General features: G+C 52.7%; 15 protein-coding genes. 7 read left to right on the forward strand and 8 right to left on the reverse strand.

Annotated elements, in window-relative coordinates; all coding sequences use genetic code 11:
• Positions 1-12 precede the first annotated feature (12 nt).
• Positions 13-567 (forward strand): GNAT family N-acetyltransferase, encoded by a 555-nt coding sequence (locus CRP01_RS16610; protein WP_233752694.1) that lies wholly within the window; start codon positions 13-15, stop codon positions 565-567.
• Between the two features lie 157 nt (positions 568-724).
• Entirely contained in the window at positions 725-1594 is an 870-nt protein-coding gene (locus tag CRP01_RS16615; RefSeq protein WP_099151190.1) for a porin family protein, read from the forward strand.
• 259 nt (positions 1595-1853) lie between these two features.
• On the opposite strand, the gene CRP01_RS16620 is transcribed toward CRP01_RS16615, so the two are convergent.
• Positions 1854-3347 carry a M20 family peptidase gene (locus tag CRP01_RS16620; protein WP_099151191.1) on the reverse strand — a complete coding sequence of 498 codons (1494 nt, stop codon included), beginning with the start codon at positions 3345-3347 and terminating at the stop codon, positions 1854-1856.
• 364 nt (positions 3348-3711) lie between these two features.
• Between CRP01_RS16620 and deoC the strand changes: the two genes are divergently transcribed.
• From deoC to tgt, 4 genes are all read left to right on the forward strand, one after another.
• Positions 3712-4365, forward strand: coding sequence for a deoxyribose-phosphate aldolase (gene deoC, locus CRP01_RS16630; protein WP_099151193.1), 654 nt, complete (start codon positions 3712-3714; stop codon positions 4363-4365).
• A gap of 76 nt (positions 4366-4441) precedes the next feature.
• Entirely contained in the window at positions 4442-4855 is a 414-nt protein-coding gene (locus CRP01_RS16635) for an SPOR domain-containing protein (protein WP_099151194.1), read from the forward strand.
• 14 nt (positions 4856-4869) lie between these two features.
• The gene (gene rodA / locus CRP01_RS16640) at positions 4870-6321 is read left to right on the forward strand and encodes a rod shape-determining protein RodA (protein ID WP_099151195.1); all 1452 of its coding nucleotides are present in this window, start codon (positions 4870-4872) and stop codon (positions 6319-6321) included.
• Between the two features lie 4 nt (positions 6322-6325).
• Positions 6326-7459 carry a tRNA guanosine(34) transglycosylase Tgt gene (gene tgt, locus CRP01_RS16645; RefSeq protein ID WP_099151196.1) on the forward strand — a complete coding sequence of 378 codons (1134 nt, stop codon included), beginning with the start codon at positions 6326-6328 and terminating at the stop codon, positions 7457-7459.
• A gap of 124 nt (positions 7460-7583) precedes the next feature.
• On the opposite strand, the gene CRP01_RS16650 is transcribed toward tgt, so the two are convergent.
• From CRP01_RS16650 to CRP01_RS16675, 5 genes are all read right to left on the reverse strand, one after another.
• Entirely contained in the window at positions 7584-7976 is a 393-nt protein-coding gene (locus CRP01_RS16650; RefSeq protein ID WP_099151197.1) for an HIT family protein, read from the reverse strand.
• A 1-nt stretch (position 7977) separates the two neighbouring features.
• The gene (greA, locus tag CRP01_RS16655; protein WP_099151198.1) at positions 7978-8454 is read right to left on the reverse strand and encodes a transcription elongation factor GreA; all 477 of its coding nucleotides are present in this window, start codon (positions 8452-8454) and stop codon (positions 7978-7980) included.
• A 351-nt stretch (positions 8455-8805) separates the two neighbouring features.
• Complete coding sequence (locus tag CRP01_RS16665; protein WP_099151200.1) at positions 8806-9858, reverse strand: PorV/PorQ family protein; 1053 nt, start codon at positions 9856-9858, stop codon at positions 8806-8808.
• A 110-nt stretch (positions 9859-9968) separates the two neighbouring features.
• Positions 9969-14021 carry a hypothetical protein gene (locus CRP01_RS16670; protein WP_099151201.1) on the reverse strand — a complete coding sequence of 1351 codons (4053 nt, stop codon included), beginning with the start codon at positions 14019-14021 and terminating at the stop codon, positions 9969-9971.
• Positions 14022-14124: 103 nt separating this feature from the next.
• On the reverse strand, positions 14125-17814 hold the full coding sequence (locus tag CRP01_RS16675) for a TonB-dependent receptor (protein ID WP_099151202.1): 3690 nt from the start codon (positions 17812-17814) through the stop codon (positions 14125-14127).
• Between the two features lie 522 nt (positions 17815-18336).
• Between CRP01_RS16675 and CRP01_RS16680 the strand changes: the two genes are divergently transcribed.
• The gene (locus tag CRP01_RS16680) at positions 18337-19053 is read left to right on the forward strand and encodes a hypothetical protein (RefSeq protein WP_099151203.1); all 717 of its coding nucleotides are present in this window, start codon (positions 18337-18339) and stop codon (positions 19051-19053) included.
• A 158-nt stretch (positions 19054-19211) separates the two neighbouring features.
• On the opposite strand, the gene CRP01_RS16685 is transcribed toward CRP01_RS16680, so the two are convergent.
• Entirely contained in the window at positions 19212-20141 is a 930-nt protein-coding gene (locus CRP01_RS16685; protein WP_099151218.1) for a glycosyltransferase family 2 protein, read from the reverse strand.
• Positions 20142-20426: 285 nt separating this feature from the next.
• Positions 20427-22013, reverse strand: coding sequence for an ArnT family glycosyltransferase (locus CRP01_RS16690; protein WP_143473417.1), 1587 nt, complete (start codon positions 22011-22013; stop codon positions 20427-20429).
• Between the last annotated feature and the right edge of the window lie 172 nt (positions 22014-22185).

Consider the following 22185-nt stretch of genomic DNA (forward strand, 5'->3'; position numbering starts at 1 on the left):
GCTACCGTTAGGGTGTTCCTGCAAAATAGCGGAAGGGAAGTTTGTCAAACATTTGGCGGGCTTCCCTTCCGCTATTTACGTATCTTTGGCGCTCGTATCGAAAGGATATTGAAAAAAATGCCTGATCGCTCAGCGAAAAATATCACCATCGTCGAATCGGATATTGATACCTGCGTCCGTCTGTCGCAGTTGATCCCCGAATTTGTCGGTCCGCCCGCTGCCGGGGAATACCACCGCCGCATGGACGGCGTGCCGCATCTGTTGCTGGTCGCCTTTGATGATACCCGGCCGGTAGGCTTCAAAGCCGGCTATCAGCGCGATGGTTATTTTTACTCCTGGATGGGAGGTATTATACCCGAATATCGACAATTGGGCCTGGCGGCTGCCCTGGCGAAGCGGCAGGAAGAATGGGCGCGGGCAGCGGGTTATGACAGCATCACGTTTAAAACTCGGAATCAGCATAAAGCCATGCTTATCTTTGCCCTGAAAAACGGTTTTGATATCATTGGCTTTCGCGAAAAAGAAACAATTGCGACCAACCGTATTTTATTGCGGAAGGCTCTTTAATAGAAAAGATCCCAAACAGGCTTTTTGCTGAGCGGGAGCTGACAGGGTAGTACGCCCGGTTTCCGAAAGGGGCGAAAACCGGCAGCACAAAGGCTGCCGATCTTATGTTTGATTCGTGTCAATAATGATCGGACTGTAAAAATTAAAACAACGAAAGATGATCAGATTAAGCTGTTTGGCGGTACTCCTGAGCTGGAGTATGCTGTTGCCGGCACAAACATTTTCCGGCGGATTTAAATCCGGCCTTAATTTCTCTACCTTCAACGGACCCTCTGAGATGGATGCTGACGGGAATGAACTGGAAGATTTTAAAACCAATACCGGCTTCCATATCGGAGCCACTTTTCGGGTGGCGTTTACGGATTATTTTGGTGTCCGAGCGGAATTACTGTATTCCCAAAAAGGGGTGGATTACATCTACGAGGGCCCCTCTTACTGGACTTTTACCAATACCACGAATCCGGTGTACACCGTTGGCAACCGGGTTTCCACGATCAGTATCAACAATAGTTATATCGATGTGCCTTTGATGGCTTATGTGCGTTTGGGGCGTATCGAGCTATCCGGAGGGGTTAATGCCAGTATCCTACTGGGCTCTTCCGGTACCGGCGATCTTACCTACAGTGGTACTACCAATGGTGGAGCCAGTGTCGGACCTTTTACGCTGGCTCTGGATTACAATTATTTCGGAGACCGCTACCAGGGTTTCAATACTTTTGAAAACCACCAGTTTTCCGTGGGCAACACCACTTTGGAAGTGCCTAAGAACATTGGCGCTTACTACGCCGGGGCCGACAGTGAAGAGCACCTGTTCAGACGTACCGATTTCGGGCTGAACGCGGGTATTTCCTTTTTCCTCAACAAAGGTTTGTATCTCGGATTTCGGGCCAATATGGGAATGACGGATGTGACCAAAATGGCTCAGGACTATTCTCGTTTCAAACTCGATACGGACAACAGCCTTATCCTGAGAGATGACGATGACAAGAATCTTTCTTTCCAGGCATCGATCGGCTTTAGTCTGTAAACCGGACTTTAAGCTATCGATTGTGTGCGAAAACCGTGCGCGCGCCCAGTTTTTCAGACAATTAGTCAGTTTTCAGTAAAAACTGGCCACAAATCCTGAAAAAAATTAGGTCACTTTATCAAAAAATTATTTATTTGCGTTCAATTCGCTTATAAACGATAGAAACGGTTTCGACCGACAAGATATTTAACTTTAGTTTTCATTTGGTTTTTTGGGGTTATACAAGAGGCAATCATTTTAATGATTGCCTCCTTTTATTTTACAGCGAGCTGTTCCGGATCAATTGCAGATAGAATCGAATAGCATCCGCGTATCCCGCCTCACTTACCCGCTCATCCAACCCGTGTATCCGACTGAGGTCCGGCTGATCCAGCACCAATGGCTGAAAACGGTAGATCTGCTCACTTACCTGCTGATAATGCCGGGCATCCGTAGCGCCGATCACCAGGGCCGGAGCCACCACCACTTCCGGAAAAACCTGTTGGATGGTTTTCTGAATGACGCCGAACCCGAAAGTACCCGTACCCGAGATGGCCGACGGATCTTTCTGCCAGCTACCCTTCTCAAAAGACACCCTTACCCGTTCATCATCAATGATCTTTTCCACGTAGTCTCTTACGGATTCGACGGTCTCTCCGGGCAGGATCCGGAAATTGATCTGGGCGGCCGCCTGGGTCGGCAGCACATTGGCCCGCACCCCTCCCTTAATGACAGTTGGTGCCGTAGTCGTACGGATGATGGCATTGGACGCATTGCCCTGACTAAGCTGATCGATCAGCAGCGGCTCGGTGAGCCAGAGGTTGGCGAAGAGGGATTTGTAGAGTGGAGACATCTCCGGTCCGATAAACTCGAATAATCCCCGGGTAGCCCCATCGATCCGGGCGGGTACGGGATGCTGTTGCAACTGGTCGATCGCACGGGCCAGCACCCCGATGGCCGTGGCCGGTGGCGGCATAGAGGAATGCCCGCCCTCTTCCAGCTCAACTTCCAGATCAAGCGTGAGATAGCCTTTTTCGGCAATACCGATCATGGCTAGTGGTGGCTCCAGTCCCGCCAGTGCATTTCTCAGGATCAGCTGGCCTTCGTCCAGCACATATTCAAAGCGAATATTTTGTTCGGCAAAATAATTGGAGATCGCCCGGGCTCCCGCTTCTCCACTCACTTCTTCATCGTGACCGAAGGCGAGATAGATCGTCCGGTTGGGAGCATACCGCTCGCGCAACAATTGTTCTACTGCCTCCAGGATGGCAAAGGCGCTGATCTTATCGTCCAGGGTACCCCGTCCCCAGATATAGCCATCGGCGATCTGCCCGGCAAAGGGCGGATGGCTCCAGTTCTTCTCCGCCTCTGGTTCTACCGGAACGACGTCCAGGTGGGCCAGCAGGAGAATGGGCGCCATGTCCGACTGCTGACCGGGCCAGCGAAATACCTGGCTGTAGGGATTTACCCTGATCCGTTCGAGCGAGCTGTCCACGCCGGGAAAACTCCGTCGAATGAGGGTATCCAGATCCAGAAAAGCGGAGGTGTCAATATGATCCGGGTAGGAAACCGTCGGCAGCTGGACCGCTGCGCTCAGTCGCCCGGAAACGCCCCCATCGATCGCTACCTTTTCGATCGGATCCACTGCGATCTGTCGGGAAGAGAAACGAATGACATTGATCCAGATGATCAGGGCCAGCAATCCCAGGATCAGCAGCAGGGCGAAGAACAGCCTGCGTAGAAAACGGCGGAAAGGGCTTCGAGATTTAGACATATTGAGGCTATTTTGAAATGGCAAGTTACGCAGTCGGTGGTTTCCGGGAAGCCCCGGAAGCGATTAAAATTTAGTTTTATGAATGATATCAGTCATTGTTTTTCGGCGAGAGGGGGCACCAGAACCGGAGCGTAGCAGCGTTACTTGGGAAGGTTGGCAACGACATCTGGCTGCAAAAGAGCCTCCTATTAACGCAAGTATTGGATTTTAACAGCTTCCTGGCAGCTACAAAAATGTTAAAATCAATTCGACAAGTATCAAATTTATCTATATTGCGGCAATTCCTGTAAGGTGTTTACGTGCCAAAGCCAAACAAATTTTCTAATCATCCCTGAAGAACTGCTTCCCAAAACACAGAAGCTGAATGACGAATCTTGCGCCATATTTTGATCACACGACTTTAAAGCCGGACACGACCCTGGCTCAGATAGAGCAATTGTGCAGCGAAGCGAAGAACTACGGTTTCGCTTCGGTTTGCGTACCGCCTTTCTTTGTGAAAAAATCCGTTCAGTTGCTGAAAGACAGCAAAGTGCACGTAGCTACCGTAATCGGTTTTCCCATGGGGTACTCCACTACCGCCGCCAAGGTGGAAGAGATCAAGCGGGCGATAGACGAAGGCGCCCGGGAAGTGGACGTAGTTGTCAACATCTGTGCGGTAAAATCCGGAGACTGGAATTTTGTCCGCCACGATATCGAGCGCATGATCGCCGCTACCCACCTCAAAGGCAAAGTGATCAAAGTGATCCTCGAAACCGGCCTGATGGCGGACGATGAGATCGATAAGCTGGCCGAGATATGCAACGAACTGGGTCCGGATTACGTTAAAACTTCCACGGGCTTCAACGGGTCCGGTGCGAACGAAGCGATCGTCGGCCGGTTGCGCAGCCTGATGAACAAAAAGATAAAGATCAAAGCATCCGGCGGCATCCGCGACCGGGCAGCGGCCGAGGCCATGATCACGGCCGGGGCCGATCGTCTGGGCAGTTCGTCGAGTGTTCTGATTGTAAAGGATTTATAGTATCTTTGTTTTTTGTGGCACATTACAGAGACTGTCTTAAACCTCTCAGGCGCTACACTATAGAAAACACGAAAATATGCGTTGCAAGCTGTTTCTTCCCATTTTGCTGCTGGCCTGTTCCTTTTTTGCTATTGATGCACAGGCCCAGGGTGTGGTCTTCAAAGAAGAACCGGTCATTACCGATATGATGGACCGCTTTGTTCAGATCAACAAAAGCAAAGAGACCGTAGAAGGCTGGCGGATCCAGATCATGGCGACGAACGATCGTCAGAAACTGGAAAGTGCCCGGCAGGCCTTTCAATACCGCTATCCGAACGTGCCTGTAGATTGGGTACATAATCGTCCCTGGTACCAGTTGCGCGCCGGGGCCTTTGCCACCAAACTGGAAGCGCTACGGCTTAAATATATCCTGAGTCAGGACTATACCGGCACCTATCCGGTGAAGGATGATAGTATCCGCCCGCAGGAATTGATCAACGCAGCCTACTAAAGAGACTACCTTCCGTGTCGTTTAAAGATAAGATCCATAATCCGTTTTGGCGTAACCTCGATATCATCACCTTCTGCATCTGCATGGGGCTGGCTCTCATTGGCTGGCTGCTGGTGTACCGGGTAGGTGGTGGCGGCGAGGAAGTGGATGCCGGAGGAAGTTTTCTGGCCACTGTCGCCGGAAAGCAAACGATGTGGATGATCGTAGCTATGGCACTTTTCTGGCTGACGATGCTCTTCGACGCGAAATTTTGGGAAACTTTCGCTTACGGGATCTACGTGGCGGCCATGATCGGCCTGTTCCTCGTTCTGTTCCTGGGGACGAATATCAGGGGGGCCACTTCCTGGTTTTCTATCGGAGGGTTCACCTTTCAGCCTTCGGAGGTGGCGAAGTTTGCCACCTGTCTGGCCGTTTCGGCCTTTCTGGGCCGTTTTAATACCAATATGGAGACCTGGAGGTCCCGTTTCATTGCCTTCGGCCTGATCGCCATTCCTATCGTGCTGATCGTTGCCCAGCCGGACCCCGGTTCGGCCCTGGTCTTTTTCTCCTTTTTGGTGGTCTTTTACCGCGAGGGACTGTCTTCCACTTTTTATCTGGTGGGCGCATTCCTTACGGCCAACCTGATCGCCGGGTTTGTGTTTCCAACCCTGAATATCGGTATGGTCTGGCTTGGCCTGGGAGTATTGATCCTGGGGTACAACCTGAAAGACAAAAAAAATAAGAACCTGATACTGGGCAGCCTTTTGCTCATTCTGGGAGCACTGAGCTACTGGAAATATCAGATGCCGGATCAGCCGTGGGCACTGTACTGTGCTGCGGGCCTGTTTGCGGGTCTGGGCTTTTACGCCTGGTTCAAGGAAAAGCAGGGACGTTTGTTCCGCCTGCTGGCGATGGCCGTTGTGGTGGGGATCGGAGTGGCCTTCACGGCCAATTACACCATCAACAACGTCCTGAAACCGCACCAGCAAACCCGGATCAAACTGTGGCTGACACCGGATGAATGCGACCCGCACGGGGCGCGGTATAATCTGGACCAGTCCAAACTGGCCATCAGCTCCGGCGGATGGGACGGGAAGGGCCTTTTTAAGGGCACCATGACCCGTTTGGACTATGTGCCGCAACAGACTACGGATTTTATTTTTTGTACCGTAGGGGAGGAGCAGGGCTTCGTGGGCAGCGTGAGCGTTATTCTGCTGTACCTGGTGCTTTTATTCCGCCTCACTACTATTGCCGAGCGACAACGAACAACCTTTGCCCGGAGCTATGCGTACTGCGTGGCGGGCATTTTCTTCATACACTTTTTTATCAACATCGGGATGACCATGGGGCTGATGCCCATCATCGGTATTCCCTTGCCTTTCATCAGTAAAGGAGGATCCTCTCTGCTGGGATTTACCATTATGATCGCGGTCTTGCTGCGATTGGACAGTACCCGCAAGCGGAGCCTCGGAAACTTAGCCGGATAGATCATTGTTTACTTTCGACTTACAACATACAGACCCTGCATCCAGTGCCCGGGCCGGATTGATCCAGACGGATCACGGACCCATCGAAACGCCCATCTTTATGCCGGTAGGTACCGCCGGTACGGTCAAAGGGGTACACCAGTATGAACTCAAAAACGATATTGGCGCTCAGATCATCCTGGGCAATACCTATCACCTCTACCTGCGTCCGGGTATGGAGGTGATGGCGAAAGCCGGCGGCCTGCACGGTTTCAACGGCTGGCAGGGACCGATATTGACGGACAGTGGCGGCTACCAGGTCTATTCCCTGAGCGATCGCCGGAAGATCACGGAGGAAGGGGTTACTTTCCGTTCGCATATTGACGGTTCCAAACATACCTTCAGCCCGGAACGCTCGATGGAGATCCAGCGGGTGATCGGTGCGGATATCATTATGGCTTTCGACGAATGCCCGCCTTTTCCCTGCGACTATAAGTACGCCAAGGACTCCATGGACCTTACGCACCGCTGGCTGGCCCGCTGCTGCGAATATGTGGATAATACCGAGGGGCACTATGGTCACGGGCAAACGCTCTTCCCGATCGTGCAGGGCAGTACTTACGACGACCTGCGCCGGGCCTCGGCGGAAGCCATTGCTTCTTTTGACCGGGCCGGAAATGCCATCGGGGGACTTTCGGTGGGCGAACCCGCGGAGGAAATGTACCGCGTCACGGATATGGTGTGTGCCATTCTGCCGAAAGATAAACCGCGTTACCTGATGGGCGTAGGCACACCGGTGAACCTGCTGGAGTGCATCGCGCTGGGCATCGACATGTTCGATTGTGTGCTGCCTACCCGCAATGCCCGTCACGGCATGCTGTATACCGCCGAGGGGATCATCAACATCAAGAATGCCAAGTGGAAAGATGATTTCAGCCCGGTAGATCCGGACAGTAGCTGTCCGAGCAGTCGCTTTTACACCAGGGGATACCTGCGGCACCTGATCCACAGCGGCGAACTGCTGGGCGCCCAGATCGCGAGCCTGCACAACCTGGCCTTTTTCCTCTGGCTGGTCGGCGAAGCACGTAAGCACATCATTGCCGGAGATTTTGCCAGTTGGAAAAATGATATGGTGCCCCGTCTGGAACGGCGGCTGTGATCATAGCCGACAATAAGTATGGCTACGCCCGGCCATCGGGCGTGACGCTTACCTTTACCAACTAATCCAGGCTTTATAAAGTAAGGAAAAGGAGTGGGAGTGTGGGGATCACCTCATCGCCGGATCAAAGCCTCGCGGCAATCCGACTGGCCAGTGCGGCCATCTCTTCATTGGACATTTTTACCGGCTCCCGACCGAAAGTCATATCGGAGATCTGATTGATGGGTACGAGGTGTACGTGGGTGTGCGGTACCTCCAGGCCGATGACGGACAGGCCGATGCGCTTGCAGGTGACTTCGGCTTCAATGGCCTTCGCTACTTTTTTAGCGAAGACCATTAAAGCGGACAATTGGGCATCTTCCAGATCGAATACATAATCAATCTCTTCCTTCGGGATCACGAGGGTATGACCCGCTGCTAAAGGACGGATATCAAGGAATGCCAGAAAATCTGCTGTTTCTGCAATTTTATGACAGGGGATCTCTCCCTGAACGATCTTGGTAAAGATGCTGGCCATGTTATACGGTGATGTTTACAACTTTAAAAGGAATACTGCCGCCGTTCGGCGTCTTAACTTCAGCTAGCTCTCCGACTTTCTTGCCGAGCAAGGCCTGACCCATTGGCGAGCCTACAGATATTTTTTTGGCCTTCAGGTCGGCTTCCGATTCGGAAACGAGCTGATAGGTCATATCTTTTTTGGTCTTTACGTTCTTGATGGTCACTTTGGTGAATACGGTCACTTTGGAAGTGTCGATGGTGCTTTGGTCCAGAATACGGGCACTGGCCATGATCTTCTCCAGATCGTTGATCTTGAGTTCGAGCAGGCCCTGCGCTTCCTTCGCGGCATCGTATTCTGCATTTTCGGAAAGGTCTCCTTTTTCTCTTGCTTCGGCAATGGCTTTGGCTACGTCAGAACGTCCCGTCGTTTTGAGTTCATCCAGTTCGGCTTTCAACTTGTCGTACCCTTCCTGACTCAAATAATTAATTCCAGCCATAATTCTTTGTTTTTTAGATAAAAGCTTCCTTCACTGTCCGGTTACATGCCCGAAACAGCGTTTTTCACACCAGCTTTTTAATGATTGAATGCTTCTGGGGTGTGGAAGGAAAGCGGATCGTAATTACTTAAAAAGCCGGATGATGCACCCGGCCGATTATCCAATAAAAGGCAGGAACGCCTCCATACAGAAAGCGTTCCTGCCTTATTCGAACGGTAAAAATACGGAGATTCCCCAAATTTATCAAGGGGAAGCCGCTATTTTCTTGCCTTTACATATAGGCTATAGCTTGCATGTCTGGTACTTCGGTTGGGGTTGTACACTCGAAATGACCCGCTCCGAAGATGACTGCTAGATACTGATGCGGATCCCGATATTATGGGTGCCGCTCCAGAGCCGGGTGTGCCGGTACGCATAGTCGATCCCGAATTTGGTGTCCCGGTTTTCCTTGCTCAGAGGCACCTGGATGGAAGCGCCCGCACTTAGGCCGGTATAGATGGCCTTCTCGTTGGGATCCGTGGTGGTTGCCAGATCGTGCTTATATCCGGCCCGTACCATAAAACGGTCGTTGAGCGAGTATTCCAGTCCTGCTCCCAGCTGATCACTGGAAAAGGAGTTGGAAGTGAAATTCCCGAGCAGCGTCAGGCGATTGATATCCAGGAAACGAAAATCGTAGGACATGCCGATGTTCAGCACGGAAGGCAGGTCAAAACCGGCCGCGCGCTGGCTCAGCGTGATATCGTGTCCGCTGGTACCCGGCGAATCCGTAAAGGTGGAAAGGCCTTCTCCGCTAAAGGTCATCCGGGAACCGATATTCCGCAGGGAGATCCCGAATTTGAAGTTGTCTTCCGGACCGGTCACATACTGTACACCGGCGTCCAGCGCAAAGCCGAAGGCCGATACATCGGTGATGGACTCGGATACCAGTCGAACGAGTACCCCTACGGAGATCTTATTTTCGAAGATGTGGGAATAACCGAAACCGAGGTTGAAAAAGTTCGGAGAATAGGTAACGCCGGTCCCCTCCGGCTGATCGGTAGTCGTAACTTTGATCTCCCCGAAGTCGATGGACATCAAACTGAAACCGAACGCTCCGTTCTTACCCACTTTTTGCGAAAGCCCCAGCGCGTTCATGCTGATACCGGTACCCTGCAGATACAGAGAATGGCCCAGCACTACTTCCGTTTTGTTGATCCGGCCCATACCGGCCACATTGAGGCGCATGGCTTCTACTCCGTAAATACTGGCGGTATTCATGGCGTGCAGACCGGCCGTGCGGGCGTAGGGCACCATGAGGAGTTCATAAGCTCCGGCTTCCCCCTGGCGATCGGGGTTTCCCGCAAAGAGGCTTTGGTGAAAGCAGGTAAAAGCCAGGGCAAGGATTAGAATGTATGATTTTGACATATTGTTCTTTTTGAATCCCGGGCTTTCTTAAGACTTTCTAGCTTTCCCAGACTTTCTAAGTTTTTAAAACTTAGAAAGTCTGGGAACTAAGAAAGCCCGGGGGGATGCTTTTACAATCCGGTCGGATCAAATTTACGGTTGATACCAAACCATTTCACGGTGCGTTCACCGATGCCGTCCGCTTTGATGTGGATCAGATAGACCCCACTCGCGATCGGAATACCCTTACTGTTTTTCAGGTCCCATTCGAGGTCGGGGGTGATCTGCGTCTGACGGATACCGTATCCTTTCGGATCGGAAGGCCCTTCATCGCGATTGTACTGCCGGATGAATTTACCATCCAGCGAGAAGATCGTGACCACGCACTTGGCGGGCAGGTTGGTGATCTTCACGATGTTCTCGAAAGAAGCCTGTTCGTAATCGGAAAATCCGTAATAAGGGTTCGGTACTACATTGATCTGATCCAGTGCCTGCTCGACTCCCACCTGATCCAGCTCGGATGCTTCGGCATTTTCAACGCTGAAGCGGTAGAGGGGATGGTAGTTGTTCGCTCCCGTACCGGTACGCTGATCTCCGGCCATTGTTGTCGGATCGAGCTCTACGGAAAACGGACTGTTGACCCGCAGCTTGAGCGTTACATCTTCCGGGATCAGCCCGTCGGCGTAAGATTTCATTTCCCGTCCCGGCCGGGGCAGGATCAGACCCGCCCAGGTGATCTCGCTGAGTACACCTACTTTCGACAGAGGGTTTGGCCCCGGACGCATACGCGGAGCGAAACTGGCACAGCCGTCGTACGGCGTCTTGGTCACGTAGATGAAGTGCTGCCCACCGGTGACATAATTGTAAATGCCCAGAAAATCGGCATCAGGGGGGATATCGAAAATCGTGCTTGACGGGTTGAACATCATGTCCCGTCCGTTATTGAACTCCGCGATCAGACTACCGTCATAAGTGGAATTCTCACCGAAGAAAATGTTCAGTCGCTGACCGGTCTCCACATCGATCGCGTATCCCGGGAACCATCCCATGCCTATTTCCGTCGGTGCGGATGGATCGGGTGTCGGCAGTCCGGTATCCGGATTGGCCTCTTTACTTACCGATGGCGCATCCCGTAAGGTCATATGGCCTCCGTTACCCTGCGGTATGAAACCTTGTCGTGGATAATAGCGGTTGGCCGTCTCCACGATAACGCAGCGACTCCAGAGGTCTTTATTAGCCGTCAGGACGATGTCTACGTTGTTGAGATCGGTAAGTTCCATCCGGTTGCGTACGATAGCCTGACCATTGCTGCCTTCCGTCCAGGCCGGCGTCAGATACGGCGGATCCTGCTCGTTTTTACGTTCCCAGTCGGTCAGGTAGTAAGGCATAAAGTAGCCGGGGCCCATCTGGGTCAGCCGGCGGAAGGGATCAAGCTCATTATACTTTTCACCCAATCCCGTAGGAATAAAGTCGTACATCGTATTGTCGAGGAAGGCGATTTCTGCCAGTCCGAGGCGCGTATTATCGGGGATACCGAAAAACCAGGGATCCACCTGATTGCGGTATTCTTCTTCGTAACCGATAGCTCCGTTGGTCCCGGTGGGAGTGGTACCTACATCGGGCACCTGGCCTACCGTAATGGAAAATCCGTAACGGGCAACGATCTGTTCGTTGAGTTGCGCAATTGTGCCTTCGGAGACGACATCCGGTTGCGAGGGATCCGTCAGGTTGCGCAGTACCCAGGTAGTCGGCATATCCAGGTTGTCATTATTCATGTTGGGATCGACAAAGGCCAGTTCGAATTCGCCGTTGGTCACTTCCAGCGGGTTATAGATCTTCACGTCAACCGGCCCTTCTCCCGCGCGGTAGGTAACGATTCCGTCGAAAGCGCTTTCGCCGCGGATATCGGCTTCAATGCGGTCTCTGGTCTCATTGGTGATATCCAGGAAATTCCCGCCGTTACCCTCGCCGTCGGCACGGCTGATGATCAGGCCCTCCCCATACTGGGCGTTGAGGTTCTTATTGACCACCGGACGCGGGAGCACCACATAGTATGGGTTTTCTCCGTCACCGATGTTGCCGTCCCCTTCCAGGTAGGGTTCGCGTTGTCCGATGCCCGTATTGGGATTGAACGGATCGTATTCGTTGTGGGCGTAAGCCACCGCAACAAAATAGTATTTCTTGTGATTGATCAGCGATCGGTCCCCTTCGGCAAACTGGTCTTCCGTAATGCGGAAAGTATGGCGGATGCCCTGGTTCTGGGCTTCTACCTGAAGTTCCGGTACGTAGACTTCCGTCGTTGTGGGCGTCTGGCCGTCTTCCGGACTCAGAGAGCTCCAGTTGAATACGTTGCCGATGCCGTTTTGCAGGTCGACCTGATACACTTCACGTACTTTGGCGGGATCATCCCGATCGGCCAGGGACACATCCGGACCGGCCAACTGGAACAGGCGATAGCCCTCGAAACGGTAAAGACTGTCCTCTTCACCTACCGGGATACGCAGTACCTTTCCGGTATAGCTTTCGTACGGGTTGTTGGAAATACCGGTGGTATCGTTGGAGAATACCGCGATAACTTCCTGGTCGAGTTCCACCCAGTCAATGGAAGGAGCATCGGGACCGCGGGTCAGTTCGAAACAGTTGTCGAATAAACTCTGCGCCACATCATCTGCGTCGAGTAGCTTCCGAATATTCGGGCAGGGATAAACGGCATTGGGTACCCAAACTACGCCGACGATCAGCTCGTTAACGGCTCCGGGTTGCAGAATGAACGGTCCGGAAGCCTGTACGGTCCGGCGGTCACCCACCGGCAGGCCGGCGCTACACATGGACCAGCCGTTCGCGTTGTTCGGGTAACTGGGGAAGGCATAGCGGATCGGTGCACCGTCCTGATAACCGTCGTCCCCGAAAGTGAACTGGCTGCCGTCCTTCCATTTACCGGACAGGTAATTGTAATATTCCTGTACCGTCTGCGGATCACTTGTACCCGGCAGTGGAGTCGGGTCACTACCCGAGTTGTTATAATAGGTAAAGGAAGACATGCCCAGCTCGTTATCATTCTCATCGCGCGGGCCGCGGAAATAGTCAACGCCCAGCAGCGGGATCTCCGTACCGTAGGTATTCACGCCGCCTTCACAAGTGGTACCGGTAGTACCGTCGGCGGCATCCGTATTGTAGACATAAGCCAGACTCCGGGTGGTGTCGCAACCGACATAATCATCGGAAAAACAACCCAGGTCGGGATCAACCCACATCGCAAAGTAAGTATCGTTAATACTCTCAATGGCGCGATTGATAAGTTTATAACGCTGAAAGGTCATGCTGTTGACCTCGTCGTTGGTTTTATACGCAAAAGCCTGCACCTGCACTTCCATGCGGATGGGCAGACCGTCCGATTCGGCGTGAATGTTACCGGCATCATTGTAGATCCAGAAGATCATCTCGTCCGGGAATTGCGGTTCGGCACAGCCCCGGATCTCGATCACCGGGAAATCCCCGTCGATCGGGTCGTAAATACCGTCCTGGTTCTCATCCCAATAGCCGGCAAGACCACGGGCCGCATCGTCCGGCAGGTCAAAACCGTGCATATCGAAGAAGTAGGGGTTGCCGGAAGCGGGCCATCCTTTTACATCATCCGGGATGTCGTCGGGATCGTAAGCCTCGCCGTTGATCTGGGCGGTCCGGAAGTTGGACAGGTGGATCTTGATATTTTCACCGCTGACTACAAAGAAGCGGTCCCAGCGGGCGCAGGTGTCCCGACCGGTAGTACCTCGCTGCGGTCCGTCAAAAATGAGCGGTCCGGGCCAGAAGTCGAAATCGCCCGAACTCCGGCCGAAAGTTTGTGCCGCTACTTTAAAACCGCCGGGCGTAACCCCTCCCAGCCAGACTGCTCCGGCAAAAATGGAAGATACTTCCGGTACACCGGGTGGTACTTTGGGCACAATGTAGCGACCGTCATTGCCATCCCACCAGCTGTCGCCACCGGTAAGCAGACGGGCCCGCACATTATTGATCTCCTGGTCGATCTGGGCCACTGCGTTGTCGCAGGCTTCCCGCAGCGAGAGCTCTTCGGTCGCCTGTGGCTTTTTCACGCGCTTGTTGTGTTCGGGGTTAATGGTAGCTTTTACTTCCGTAAAGGCCAGGACGCCAAGCAGGAGTAGTAAGCTAATTCTTAATTTCCGCATGATGTGATAAATATTTTGCGCATCGGGGCCGGCAGATGCTGGTATTCAGCTTTTCCCGCCTGGCTACCAGCTGCTGGACTCCCGATACCTGAAACCTTTTTAATTAAAAATTCATGATGGCCCCCAGATTGAATCGGCGGGGCAGGCTATAGAAATCGGGGTTAAGCAAAGCCCACTGGTAAGAGGCCAGATACGCATCCAGTTCCCGCAGAGAATTGGAAATATTCGCTTTCTGACTGGCACCACGGGTAGAATCCAGGAATCCGTCATTGGTCGGAGAACCGGTTGCCGAATAGACATTGATCACGTTCCGGCGATCCAGCAGGTTGCTGACCCGCAGGTAAACGTTGATGCCCATCCCGTTACCCAGGCTGAACTGTTTGTCGATCCGGGCGCTCACCAGGAACGTCCAGGGCTTGCGGGCACCGTTGATGGCGCCGGTCAGGCCCGTACCGGTCAGTTCCAGTGGCGTTTGCGTGGCGGTATACGGCCGGCCGGAAACGGCAGTAGCCTGGAAGTTGATCCCGGCATTAGCCAGAATATCCAGACCGCCGATCTTGGGGCCGGTGTAAAAAGCGCCGGTGCCGTAGCGGTAATCCATGACCAGGTTCAGTCGGTGCCTTTCGTCAAAAGTCAGTGGGAACAAAGTACGGATCACCCCGCGGTTGTTGAGGCTTCGCTGGGAGTTGGCGTTCGAACCAGTACCATCCGCCAGCTGCAGAGTATAGTTGGCCTGCAGAGAGATGTTGCCGGTGCGGCGCAGGTCGTAGGCAAAAGAGAAACCCTTTACGGTACCGAAGTCAATATTGCCGTAAGTAGTGTATTCGCCGATGACGGGAACGGGAAAGATGACCCGGGACTGGATCATATCCCGCATTTCTTTATAATAGGCACTGATCTTCAGTGCGGAGGAATTGCTCAGACGTTGCTGGAAACCCACCTCGTAATCGATGGTGCGCTCCGGTCTCAGACGGGGATTGTTCCGAACGGAACTACCGCCTTCGAAGAAATAGAAATAGTTGAGCGGTGTCGCCAGCGTATTGGACGGCGGCCGCTGCACCAGAATATCGTAGTGGGCGAAGAAGTTCGCATCGGCGGAGATCGGGAAAGAGAATGCCAGACGCGGCATGTAGTTAAACTGCACCTCGTAATCCTCAAAGGATACCGCCGGATCAAAATCCGGGCTCTTGATGAAGTTCTCATTGTCACGGACCCGCTCGTCCTGGTACATTGGGAACACCAATCCGCTCCGGATGCCCTCGATCTGGTTGGGACCGTTGCGCGGCGTACCGTCGGCTTCGTACCAGTTGTCGCCGTCCCGGTAAGCCTGTACCACCGGCCGGTCGTAGTTCTGCGCGGCCAGATACACTTTGTAATCGTCGCCGATATTACCGGGGCGTTCACCGCCGAAATCAGCGTGGAACTGGTCCGCACCCATGATCTCATAGAGCGAGTACAGGTCTTTAGGGACCTTGGTATTCGCATCGTAACGGTCTACCCGCAGGCCGACCCGGAAGATGATATCTTTAAACGTGAATTTATCCTGAATGTAGGCAGCCGAATAGATCGGACGGTTGGGAGCCACCGAAAAGTCGCGAATGCCGGTTACCGGATTGGTCCGGAAGAAATCTTCGAAAGTACCGTCGTAGGGATTGCCCAGGTAATCGTAACCGAAATAGCTGAGTACGCCCTGGTCGTTCAATTCCTTGGCGGAGAACATATCAAGACTCAGTTGATCCGGAGACAAGGCATCTACGTTGATGTATTGGTTCAGAGGAATACCACCCAGCGATTCCCGCAGCCGCTGGTAGAATACCTGCTCGGCGTCCGGATTAAGGGTGAGCTCCAGCAGCGGAGTAGGTCCCACACCCGGCAGGTCGAAAACACCGATGGAATCCGCATTTTCCACGTCGATACCCTGAATGTGAATATTGGCCTGCTGACGGGCGATGGTCCAGAGGTTAAATGGTGCTACCGTGTAGCTGCGGCTGATCCGCTGTTCGTACCAAACCCCCAATTGGATATTGTGACGGCCTTTTTCCGAACCGCCCGGCAGGAAGTCGAAGTTCGCGTTGCCGCTGAAAGTGTAAATATCGCTGCCACCTTCCTGGATCAGGTTATAGACCTGTCCGACATTGGTGTGGAAATTCCAGGAAGAACCGTATAGCGCATCGGCCCGGCCGTTGACGGCGTAAAAATCATCCAGGAAAACCGCGGCTACATTATCGGTGATCAGACCGTAATCTCCCAGCGCGCCATTGATGGCATCGCCGCTGGTGAACGGCAGGACGTTATTGTAGTTGGCCAGCACGTTGTTCGCTCCCATGGGTTCGTAACTCCGAAGGATCGGCCGGTATCCAACGTGATTGCCCACGAAGCCGTTGATACTGGTATCGGCGACCACGTCGAAAATAGGAACGTAATCGAAATCAAATTTTCCGATATAGCCGTAATTAAAATAATTTTTTCCGTGCCGGGGGTCGTATACCTCGCTGCTGGTCTTTTCGTAACTCGCCTGCAGGGTATAGGAAGCGTTCTGGATAGAAGAAGCCCGGCGCTCACCCGTGTTGTTGCCGCCGGAATTGCCGAGGCGGTGGCGGATACGGAAATTTCCGCGATAGGTCGTTCCGTAAGAAAACGGGTTATTATGGCTATTGTAAACGCGCCAGCCACCGGGGGTGAACTGGTTCTTGGAATCCAGATAGGTGCCGGTCAACGAGATATCAATGGCATTACTCAGGCGTGCGTCGATCTTGGCGTTCAGGTTGAGGCTGTTGCTGGCCTCGTAGGGATTCGCTTCTCTGGCCTCCACCTGATCGGCACTGGTGAAGTCCGCATTCGTAAAGATACCGGTCCGTCCCTGGTCGTCCGTGATCTGGATCACCGGATTGGCTTCCAGTTCGGCCAGCCTTTCGTCCGATACCCGGTACACATCGATGCCCGGAGGGTTGTCGTCTTCCCGGTACGTATACCGGCCGGAAAGCCGGAACCCGAGAATTGAAGCACCGTCGCCGTTCCGGAGAATGGGACCGCTGAAGTTGAAGCCTACCAGATTGTTATTGTAGGGATCCAGGAAGCGGGATGTTTCCGCTTCGATACCACCCGAAAACTGATTGGAAGGACCTTTGGAAGTGATGGATATGATCCCACCGGTCACGTCACCGTACTGGGCTTCCACACCGCCGGTGATCACCTGCATTTGCTCGATCTCCGATTCCGGGATCAAACTTCCCAGAACGCGGATACCGTCCACGTAATAGTTGGTCGCATTGGAGCGGGACCCCCGCACGGTAGGCGTACTGCCTTCGTCGGTGGTCGCTACCCCGGCCGAAGTGGCCGCAAGTGCGTTGATATTCCGGGTGGGCAGTTTACTGATCTGGTCACTGGTGATGACGGCACCCGAAGTGGTGTTGTCCTGCTCGATCAGCGGATTGCGGTAAGCTTTTACTTCCACGCCGATGTCGAGGGTGACCCCTTCGCCCAGCTGAAGGTCCAGTTTATTGGACCGGCCCGCCAGTACTTTTACATCTGTGGTGCGTATCGTCTGGTAGCCCACCAGACTGGCTTCTACATCGTAGGTGCCGGGATCGATATTGGAAAAACTGTAATTACCGTCAAAATCGGTTTCGGTACCGGCAATGAGCACACCGCTCTTATAGATGGCTACCGTTGTGAACAGCATGGCTTCGCCGGTCTCCTCGTCGGTGATCTTTCCGGCCAGAGACGTCTGCGCGCTACTGATCAGGCTAAAGGAAAAGAACACGACGCAGAACAAGAGTAAAGATCGGATCATAAACGATTGATTATCGGTTTTCAGGTACGTGGGGTGCTGGTTGAAGAAGCGGTTTAAATCTAAAATATCCCATTTAAACGGCTTCTAACACCTCTAACCAGTCTACAATGTTATAAAAAGATAAAGGCTTTTCAAAAGTCAAAATTTGGCCTTGTCTGATGATAGACACAAAGCTAATACATAATAATCTAAAGACAATTGAAACAAATCAGTTATGCTGGTAGTAATCTCAATTAATTCGCCTTAAGGGCAGTATTGCTAGTGAGAAAGGACGGTTGCTACGGCAGTTTTGCCGCAAATATCACTATCTGATAACGAAGAAGAGGTGTTTTATGCTTCCACAAATTTACATAAACCGAAATATTTTGCAAGTTTGTGGCGCAAAATAGTTGTCAATCGTCAGTCATTAGCCGCTTCTGTTCCTGATCTGCTACTCCTTCCGGCCCGGTAAATCTCAATCATATTTCCGGAAGGTAAGCAGGGCCGACAGGCAATTGATAATGTGGAATTTGAATCAATTCTATGCAAACCTATCAACAACATACTTATGGCTTCTGGCCGTATCTCGCCCTATGCCTGTTATTCATCCTTCCTGCCTGCCGGGAAACGGAAAGTACCGAGTCATTGCCCGGCCGTACGAAGATCTTTGCCGACTTCTTTATCCGCTATCTGGCCCCGGAGCAGCAGATGCGCGGGCAGGCCAGCTTTTGGGAAGGCGTAAGCTGGGATGTACAGGACCCGCTGGAACTAAGCGGGATCGTCAGTTTTGAGAATCGTAAAATGGAGGCCAGGCGCCTGCCGGGAGATCAGATCCGCTACGCAGAGACCTTTAAGGAAGCTTACGAAGAAGGTCTGGCGTTTCGCTTTCGCAATACGGACGGTCGCTACCTGCAGTACGAGATCAAGATGACGCCGGTGCGGGATTTTTTCGTCAAGGGAAAGATCAGCAAAAGCGAAGGCGCTACTTTTGTGATCAACGGCGGCATTATGAGTCAGGAAGAAAGCCTGGTCTTTATGTTTACGGACGAAGCTCAGCAGGCCAGAGCGGTAGTGGTGGAAGGCCCCAGCAGTGATATTGAGATTACCATTCCACCGGAAAAATTACAGGGACTCACCACCGGTCCCGGACAATTGTACCTCGTCAAGAAGCAACAACGCGCCGAATCCCACCCTAATCTGGAGCTAACCGCCGCTATCGAATACTATACCGGGCAGCGGGAAGTGACCGTGGAAGAGTGATTAGCAGATCGCTCCAATCAAGGGCAAACAGTATTCAATGTTCAGTTATCAACAATTGCCAGAAATGCTCAAGCTTACCGGCATAGACTTCGGCCTGGTCCGGCTGCTCCGACGCGCCTGACCAAAATACGAAGTGGAAAATCCGATCCGTAGTAGTTTTAGCTCAGGGTCCGGACTTTGTAGGGCCGTTTGTGCTGGGATTCAAAATAGGTACGCATCTGGATCTCGATCACGATGCCGATGGTAATAAACTGCACGCCGGCAATGATCGCCATGAGTCCGAGGATCATCAGGGGTTTTCCCCAGATATCATTACCCAGTATTTTCAGAATGAGCAGATAGAAATTGATCAGCAGACCGACGCCGAACAGGATCACGCCCAGGTTGCCGAACAGGTGCATGGGTTTCTGCATGTAGCGCTTGAAGAACAGCATCAGCAGCAGATCGCTCATTACCTTGAAGGTACGGCCCAGGCCGTATTTGGAAACGCCGAACTTGCGGGCGTGGTGTTTCACCGGTACCTGGGTGATCCGGGCCCCTTCCAGATGCGCCAGCACGGGGATGAAACGGTGCAATTCACCGTACAGCCCCAGATCTTTGGCAATATTCGCCTTGAATACCTTAAGGGCACAGCCGTAGTCCTTGAGATGAACGCCGGAGGAGGTCCGGATGATGTAGTTGGCGATCTTACTGGGGATCTTGCGCAGGACCATTCCGTCCTGGCGGTTGACCCGTTCACCGGCTACCATATCCCAGCCTCCTTCTTCCGCTATTTTGAGCATGGCCGGAATGTCTGAGGGATCGTTCTGAAGGTCACCGTCCATGGTGGCGATGTATTCCCCCTTGGCATGGTCGATACCGGCCATGAGCGCCGGGCTCTGTCCGTAGTTTTTCATTAATTCGACAACCCGTAAATGGGGGTGATCAATGCTTCGGAGTACTTTGACAGTTTGATCCGTAGAACCGTCATCCACATAGACGATCTCGTACGGAATATCTTCCAGGGCCTCGGTTATTGCGGTTACCAGCGGCTGGATGTTTTCCTCTTCGTTATAGACGGTAACTACGACCGATATTTTTGGTTGCATCACGGTGTTAAGTATAGTGTTGTTGCAAAGGTAAAATTTTCTACTGCTTAGCTGGGGGTGGCAGTGGGGGGATTGAACCCCCGGGAAGGCGGTTCAGACACAGGAACAAAGATACACCGGGAAAGGTGTGGTCCGGGACCCTTTTTTTGGAAATAAAAAATAAGATCCGATCAGCCTTCGGAAAGGTTGCGCAACTGCCACGGACCTGTGCAAACCCAATCAGTAATACGTAAGCTTTCCTACATTGATTCGTAAAGTCCCAATTTTATCGGGTGAAGGGGATACTTAGCGGGGGATCCCGACATCATAGTATTTCAGTTCTCCGTGCCGGACCTTGAGTTCATCGACCTTTTGGTATAAACTATCCCCGTAGGTCCGCGGATCGAAAATGTAAGTGCCGGTGGCCAGGGAATCCGGATACAATCGCTGAATGATACCCTGCCGGGCGTTGGTCAGGTAAAAAGACGTCGCCGGCTGGGTTTCGCTGTGTTCGTAGATGTAAAAAGGCTGATCGGCGTACCGGCGGCCCGTATCGATGGCCGACTGGCGCACTGCATCCCCGAAATCGTTGCGGTTGCGGTCCGGGAGGACAAACTGATCGAAATCGATCCGGAGGATAACGAGAAACAGGATCAGCCAGAGTAAGCGCTTCGGTTTATCCCGAAAAAAGTAATACGCGCAGAGTCCCAGACAGAATGCCGGCAACAGCGTCCGTACGTATAACCACGAGAGCCCGGCGGTAGACTCCAGGAACAGCGGGGCCAGCGCCGCGAGGGCAATGACCGGACAAATGAATAGAAAAAGCCCGTTCACCGCCCGGTACTGCCAGCTGTTTTCCGATCGGTGGATACCGTGCAGATAAATGAAAACCGAAAAGATCAGCGGAGCCAGCATCAGCAGATAGCGTGGGTACACTTCCGGAGAACTCCAGTACGGCAGAATATTTGCCAGGAACAGCAGCGCATTGAAGGTGATAAAACTATCCCGGCGGATGAGCTGAACCACGTCTTTCCGGATCAGATAAATGGCCAGCACCGTCCAGGGTAAGAAGTGATAGATCATTTCAAATGGAAAAGAGAGGAGATGGACCATGGTTTCCTTCCAACCGAAACGCACCACGGTCCGTTTGCTGGATTCGGACACCAAAGTCGTGAAAACCCGCTCCAGGGAATTATGCTGGTGGTAGATGAGGTAATAACCGCCAACCAGTACCCCAAAGATCAGCATGCCTACCAGGTGTTGCCAGGAAAATAACTTGCGGAAACGCCCGCGGTAGACAAAGTAAACCAGCAGGCTGATCCCCAGGAAAACAATGGCGGGAAGCCCCTTCAGTAGAAAACCCACTGCCGTCAGAAAATAGGCCAGGCCGAATAAGCGCAGAAAACGCTCCTTGGCAAATTCGTGGTAAATGACCATGAACAGACCGAACATCACCCAGGAAAAACCGGTGTCGATGAGTGCCAGCATGGAATCCCAGAACAAGACCCGGCCGCAGGTAATAAACACCAGGGCGTTGATGAAAGCTACCCGGTCCGAATAGTGTTTCCGGAAAAAGTAAAAGATCGTAGCACCGTAACCCAGCAGGCAGACTACGGTCGGGATCCGGGCGGACCATTCGTTAAAAGAACCGAAGAGCTCAAAAGAGATCAGTAGCAGCCAGTTGTATAGCGGCGGTTTGTTATAGTAGTAAATGCCGTGCAGGGTCGGCGTGATGTAGTTGCCCGACAGTTTCATCTCCAGGGCAACCAGAGATCGGATCCCCTCATCGTCGATAAAGGCCAGCAGGCCCAGGTTGATCAACAGGGCCGGGATCAACAATAGGACGGTAAGCAGACCGACCAAACGAGCCGATGGGACAGGTAATTTTTTCACGGGGCAAAGATAGAAATTGTCCGCTTTTGGTAGGTGTATTGGGTGGCCTCCGTTAGGGCAATCGCATTAAATAAGAATGAGTTGACTGGGTGAAATGATAAAAGAAATCTGCTATCCAGAACGCAAATACCAGGTATTTTACCTAAATCATGTCGATTGGCGGGTGGCCGGC

The sequence above is a fragment of the Flavilitoribacter nigricans DSM 23189 = NBRC 102662 genome, assembly GCF_002646595.1.
GTDB lineage: Bacteria > Bacteroidota > Bacteroidia > Chitinophagales > Saprospiraceae > Flavilitoribacter > Flavilitoribacter nigricans.